This is a genomic window from Pseudoalteromonas sp. SR43-3 (assembly GCF_014163875.1).
GTDB classification, from domain to species: domain Bacteria; phylum Pseudomonadota; class Gammaproteobacteria; order Enterobacterales; family Alteromonadaceae; genus Pseudoalteromonas; species Pseudoalteromonas distincta.
Genome location: NZ_JACJEC010000031.1, coordinates 20,392 through 27,006, shown reverse-complemented (window position 1 = coordinate 27,006; position 6,615 = coordinate 20,392). Strand labels below are relative to the sequence as shown.

5 protein-coding genes are annotated in these 6,615 nt (G+C 39.1%); 1 reads left to right on the top strand and 4 read right to left on the bottom strand.

Annotated elements, in window-relative coordinates:
- Positions 1-1,056 precede the first annotated feature (1,056 nt).
- The 4 genes from H5088_RS19640 to hslR all read right to left on the bottom strand — a co-directional run bounded on the left by H5088_RS19640 (position 1,057) and on the right by hslR (position 5,451).
- Positions 1,057-2,178, bottom strand: a complete 1,122-nt coding sequence (locus H5088_RS19640) for a PepSY domain-containing protein (protein ID WP_182754333.1) — start codon at positions 2,176-2,178, stop codon at positions 1,057-1,059.
- Between the two features lie 182 nt (positions 2,179-2,360).
- Complete coding sequence (locus tag H5088_RS19635) at positions 2,361-3,899, bottom strand: phosphoenolpyruvate carboxykinase (protein ID WP_182754330.1); 1,539 nt, start codon at positions 3,897-3,899, stop codon at positions 2,361-2,363.
- A 271-nt stretch (positions 3,900-4,170) separates the two neighbouring features.
- Positions 4,171-5,016, bottom strand: coding sequence for an Hsp33 family molecular chaperone HslO (gene hslO / locus H5088_RS19630; RefSeq protein WP_182197423.1), 846 nt, complete (start codon positions 5,014-5,016; stop codon positions 4,171-4,173).
- Between the two features lie 12 nt (positions 5,017-5,028).
- Positions 5,029-5,451 (bottom strand): ribosome-associated heat shock protein Hsp15, encoded by a 423-nt coding sequence (gene hslR / locus H5088_RS19625; protein WP_002962027.1) that lies wholly within the window; start codon positions 5,449-5,451, stop codon positions 5,029-5,031.
- A 209-nt stretch (positions 5,452-5,660) separates the two neighbouring features.
- On the opposite strand from hslR, the gene gspC reads away from it, so the two are divergent.
- Positions 5,661-6,602, top strand: a complete 942-nt coding sequence (gspC, locus tag H5088_RS19620; RefSeq protein WP_182754327.1) for a type II secretion system protein GspC — start codon at positions 5,661-5,663, stop codon at positions 6,600-6,602.
- Positions 6,603-6,615: the final 13 nt, after the last annotated feature.

Sequence of the window (6,615 nt, the reverse complement as noted above, 5' to 3'; positions counted from 1 at the left end):
TAGTGAAACGAAACAGCGCCGATGATAGTGTAGCATTTGCTATGTGAAAGTAGGACATTACCAGGCTTCAAATTGTAGAAAGCCCGAATCTAACGATTCGGGCTTTTTTACGTCTGCAGAAAAGTGAAATATGCGCAATTAACACACACTCACAGCACCCACAGCCCCCCCCATCACGTAGGTAGGTCGAGCGTATCGACTCCCGACACAAAGAGAGTGTAGTATTTGCTATGTGACTTTCTACCGCTGTGGGCACTACGACATTACCAGGCTTCAAATTAAAGAAACCCGTTACAGCAATGTGACGGGTTTTTTGCTATCTGGGATTTAATAAATAGCCAAGAACCCATGCCGAACTAAGTAGTGAAACCAAACAGCTCGAAGGCTAGCCCCGGCCAACGATAGTGTAGCATTTGCTATGTGACTTTCTACCGCTGTGGGCACTACGACACCACCAAGCTTCAAATTGTAGAGAGCCCGACTAGAAATAGTCGGGCTTTTTTACGTCTGCAGAAAAGTAAAATGTGCGCAATTAACACACACTCATATCAACATCATCACGCAGGGCGGGCGAGCGTAGCGACTCCCGACGTCAAAAGCATAAAAAACCTCCGCTCGACAATGAGTGGTAGCATTTGTACCGTGGGTAAATAATACCAATTGGTTTAACATCTGACCTAATATAAAAGCGTTAATTATCTGGTCTTGTGATAAGTATTGAACATGACCTTTAAGCTTTTATATACGCTTTGGGTAGGTTACTGAAGAGAATAAAAATAGTTAGGCAGAGGTTGATACAGAGGTTTACGCATAGAACTTAAATCTAATGGGCATGAGGTTTTTAAATAATAGTGTTCATGGAGTGCCTATCTAAACTTGCAGTATTAACTACCCTTATTAATTGTTTTATAGCATGGTAGGCGGTTAGGGGCTGCTTTAATTTCATATGTACTGAGCGTTATTAATTTTTAATCCTAAGATTAACGAAGGCCATATACTTTATATTAGAAAACTATCGACAAGACTTACTGAAAAGCAATTCATGTACTCCTTCAACTAAAGTTTATTTTGTATTCTCTTGGTTCTAACTAACCACCTATATACGCCGATAATGAACAATGCAGCAGATCCGAAGCCACTTAACACCCAAATGACTTTTAAAATGTTACCGCCAATGCTGCCGTCATGTAGAGGGTGTATCCAGTTTTTAATTTTGCTAGCTGTACTTTGCTTATCTATATTAAACAGGCTCTCTAGTTCCCCTGTAGATGCATTAACTTCGATATAGCTATGCGGGAAGCGATAAGAAGGGTCATTGTTAGTTTGAAACCTAAATCTGTAAACCGCATTTAAGTTTGAGGGTGTTTCAATCCAAGCTAAACGCGCACTTGGTAATGCTTTTTGAGCTATTAAGATCGCTTTTGATAAAGGAATATTGGATTGTTTGTTCGCTTGTATTTGTGTTTTTGAGGGAGAGTTTATATCGCTAACTAGAGCGATTAATACAGGGTCCGTTTGTTTTGGAATAGCGAGCATAATGCCTGTAGCAGTTAAAACTAATAATGGCATGCACAAAGCCAAACCAATAAGTTTATGCCAGTCATAAAGTAGACCTATTTTAGAACTGCGACGTTTAAATTTTAACGATTTTATCCATTGCCCAGGTTTTGGAAACCAAGCGAAGAATCCAGAGATAATAAGAAGTAATGTGGCTATGCCTATATAGCCAACAACTAGAGTGCCTGTTGCTCCTGTTAGTAATGAAAAATGTAAGTTGTATATCCAAGTTACTAAGTATTTTCCCCAATAGTTTTTACGTATTACTTTATCACTACTGCTAGATAGCCATACCATTAAGGGGGCAAAGCCTTGTTCTTTTGTTTCTGTTGGATTGTAGTATCGCGCGGGAATTACTGAGTTTATACCTGTGTTTTCTAATCGCCATGGCCCTTGCTTTGAAGGGAAATTTGCTCTTAGCGTATTATATGCTTGATCCCAATTAGGCGTTTTTATGTTTGTAGTAGCGTCATTTGCTGGATTTAGCAGTAAGTCTATTTGCGGATAGTAAACTAATATAGAGCCAGAAAGAGTGATAATAGTAAGTAAAACACCTACTGATAGGCCTAAGTATAAATGTAACCGCCTGAATGTTTTTCGCCATGAAAGCTTTAGTGTCATTAATTAAATAGCCGTAATGAGTAATGCAGGTTTATTGGGCATTAAGGAATGATTAATTACGCGGTATATTATATGGTTTTTGATATGAGTTGTGCGGCATTTTGTCGCACTTATTAAATTAGGTATTTAGAAAGTAAAACGCCAGCCCTTGGCTGGCGTTAAAATACAAGCTTGAAGCTTATTTAAGCTTTAGGTCCTGCATTTTTTATATCGTCTGATACATCGTACTTAGCAAAGTTTTCAGTGAAGTCAGCGGCTAGTTTTGCTGCATATTCATTGTACTTAGCTTTGTCTTCCCAAGTATTGATTGGGTTAAGTAAGTTAGTATCTACACCAGGAACGGCTACCGGTACATCTAGGTTTAAAGCATCAATGTGCTGAGTTTCAACACCCGCTAATTTACCAGATACGATTGCATCAATTACTGCACGAGTAGTTGGAATATCAAAACGTTTACCTGTGCCGTAAGGGCCGCCAGTCCAGCCTGTATTCACAAGGTACACTTTAGCGCCAAACTCGCGTACACGCTTCATAAGAAGCTCAGCGTAAACACCAGCAGGGCGTGGGAAGAATGGTGCGCCAAAACATGTCGAAAATGTTGATTCAATATCGCTAGTAGAGCCAATTTCAGTAGAGCCAACTTTTGCTGTGTATCCACTTAAAAAGTGAAAAGCAGCAGCTTCTTCGCTAAGTATAGAAACTGGTGGTAATACACCGCTTACATCACAAGTTAAAAATACAACAGCTTTTGGTTCGCCTGCGCGGTTTTCTACTTTACGTTTTTCAACGTGTTCAAGTGGATATGCTGCACGGCTATTTTGAGTAAGGCTAGTATCGTTAAAATCTGGAATGCCTTTTTCATCTAACACTACATTTTCTAAAATAGTGCCAAAGCGAATAGCATTCCAAATTACAGGCTCATTCTTTTGTGATAGGTCGATACACTTAGCATAACAACCGCCTTCAATATTAAACACGCTTCCAGGTGCCCAACCGTGTTCGTCATCACCAATTAAAAAGCGAGTTGGATCTGCTGAAAGCGTTGTTTTACCTGTACCAGATAAACCGAAGAACAATGCTGTATCACCTGCTTCACCAACGTTAGCAGAGCAGTGCATTGGTAACACACCTTTTGCTGGTAGTAGGAAATTTTGTACAGAAAACATCGATTTCTTCATTTCACCGGCGTAACGCATACCTGCTAGTAATACTTTACGCTGTGCAAAGTTAATAATAACGGTGCCATCGCTATTTGTGCCATCACGTTCCGGCTCGCATACAAACGAAGGAACGTTCATTACTTGCCATTGTGGTAAGTTTGAGGCGTTATAGTTTTGTGGTTCGATAAACATGTTTTTGGCAAAAATATGGTGCCACGCTGTTTCTGTAGTTACGACTACAGGTAGATAATGCTCAGGGTCAGCGCCAACTTCTAGGTGAGAGGTGAAGTGGTCATTACTTTGAACATGTGCTTCTACGCGAGCCCATAATGCGTCAAATTTTTCTGCATCAAATGGGCGGTTAACGTTGCCCCATTGAATGTCATCTTGAGTTGTTGCTTCTTGAACAATAAAACGATCTTTTGGTGAACGGCCAGTTCGTTTTCCTGTAATTGCAACAAAAGCACCATTTGCGGCTAAAGTACCTTCGCCACGGCGGATCGCATGCTCGACAAGTTCAGCTGCGGTTAAATCGACAAAACGTGTAGCGCCTGTAGTCATGTTTATACCTAACTATAATGTGTGAGAGTTTGAACGGGATAGCTCTGGGGTTATCAGTGCCCTTAAGCTGAAATTATAGTAACAGAAGGTTTTGAGATATTCGAGCCCGTAAAGCCTCTAAAAACACATATATTTGCTAAAAAACATGAATAATTTCAATGATACCGGTGTCAGTAAATTAACAAAATTCATGACACCGGTATCATCTTTTTATAATATAAAACCGCATATTTTGCGGCTTTAATTACTATATATAAATGAAGCTGAACATTTAGTTGAAAATGCTTTTTATGTCTTGTTCGTTAAAAACATACTCTTTTAAACAGTAATGACAGTTAATGTTAACAGTCCCTTTCTCAGCTACATCTTTGAGTAGTTCTTCTTGTCCAATATTAACAAGTGCAGTAATTGTTTTATCACGACTACAACCACATTTGAATTTAATAGCTTGAGGTTCAAATACGCGAGGATTATCTTCGTGATAAAGACGTGTAAGAACAGTGTTCGCATCTAAGTGTAACAACTCTTCATTTTTAATCGTGTTACTTAATGCTTCTAGGTGTGCAAAGTCTTCAATTGATTTTTGTTTATCAACTGGAAGCACTTGTAAAAATAGACCACATGCTTTTGCGCTACCTTCAGTAGTGTCAGTTGCAAACCAAAGACGTGTTTTTAGCTGCTCAGATTGCTCAAAGTAACTTTCAATACATTCACTAAGAGTATCATGCTCTAGCGGCACTATACCCTGGTAGCGTTCACCTTTTTCAGGGGTAATAGTGATTACCATATAGCCTTGGCCAATAAGCTCTTTTACAGTTGTGCCCGCAATTTCGCTTTGCAGGCGTGCAATGCCACGCATATTTTGTTTGTCATCACCATTTATAACAGCATATTTAACTGGGCCATCACCTTGAAGCTGTACAGCAATTTCCCCTTCAAACTTTAAGGTAGCAGTAAGTAAACAGGTTGCAACGAGTAACTCACCAAGTAATGCTTTAACAGGGTCTGGGTAATTATGGTCGGCAATCATTTCATTATAAGCACTCTCGATTTGTACGAGTTCGCCACGAACATCTAGTTCGTTGAATAAATAACGGTGAAGTAAATCTTGTTGCATGAGCGGCTATACCTAACTTGATTTCATTTTTAAAAGTTCGCGTCTTTGCTTTTTATCCGGTTTTTTATCCGGATGGGGGGCAAAAAAGCTGTTATTTTTGCGTGCGATGCTGTTCTCTTCGCGTTTAGCAATACTGGCATCAGATTCTTGATACATGGTCTGTGCAATGGGGGCGCTTTGGCGTTTTTCAAGCACTGAGAGTATGGTTATCAGCTTTTCATCTACTCCTTGTGCAAGTTTTATGTTTGCGCCAACTTCTACTATTTTACTCGCTTTTGTACGTTGTCCATTATAATGCACTTTGCCGCCTTGTACCATTTCACGTGCAATAGCACGAGTTTTATAAAATCGCGCAGCCCACAACCATTTATCTAATCGAACTTTTAACCCATCCGCATGGTCTGAGTTGGTATTAGCGTTACTTTTTTTACTCATAAGGCATTTCCCCACGTTTTATAGCTTAAAATTTATCATGAAATCATCGTAGGATGAAGGTATTACAATAGCCGTCTACTTTTTATACGGTTATGTAAAGTTAATTTAATCTGTTTACAAAGTTTAATATTAGTGTGCTTGTTGAAAGAAAAATGAAAGGGTACTATGGGTACGCGCTAACGCAGTAAATTAAAATAAGAACACTATTTATGGAACAGCAAATCCAACAACTAAAACAATTTTTAACTCGTTTACCGCATGCTAAGTTAAGTGCATTAGTGACACTCTTAGTTGTTGTTTATCTTGCATTTTTATTATCAAAGCTAGTTTGGCTTTTATGGCCAAAACCACCGATAACTCTGCTTACCCCTAGCCATCATGCTAATCAGTCATCTGGTGCGAGTAATAACTCTGCGCAGCATATTGTTGAGCAATTCTTATTTGGTAAAAAAACTGTAACAAACAACAATAATACTGCAAAGCAATCGCAGGTTATAAATAATGCGCCAGAAACACGCCTAAGTATTAATTTAACCGGTATTGTAGCTGTTAATAATGATGACCAAGCAGGCATAGCAATTATTGAATCACAAGGTAAGCAAGTAAGCTACCTTGTTGAAGAAGTTGTACTTGGCACGCGCGCTGAAGTAGCGCAGATACTGCCTGATCGTGTTATTTTAGGTATTAATGGAGGTTTTGAAACATTAATGCTTGATGGGCTCGATTTTAGTAAAAAAGTATCTATGCCTGTACTCGCTGCGCGTGACGATGCCGAAATGGGTCCGCAAAAATTAGAGCCAAGTGAATTACAAATAGACGCCACTGCAGACCCAGACGTTAAAGAAGCAATTATAGAAACACGTGAAGAGTTACTCGAAGAACCGGGCAAGTTATTTGACTATATACGTGTTTCACAAGCCATGAATGATGGCGAACTAATCGGATATCGTTTAAGTCCAGGTAAAGAGCCTGAACTGTTTAAACAAATGGGATTAAAAAATAACGATTTGGCTATTTCTATAAATGGCTATCAATTAACAGATTTAAAACAGGCTATGTCAGCTATCAACGAGCTGCGTAATAGTACAGATGCCAATATCACTATAGAACGTGATGGTGAACAAATCGATGTGCAATTTAGTCTGCAATAATTTAGCTTTGGAG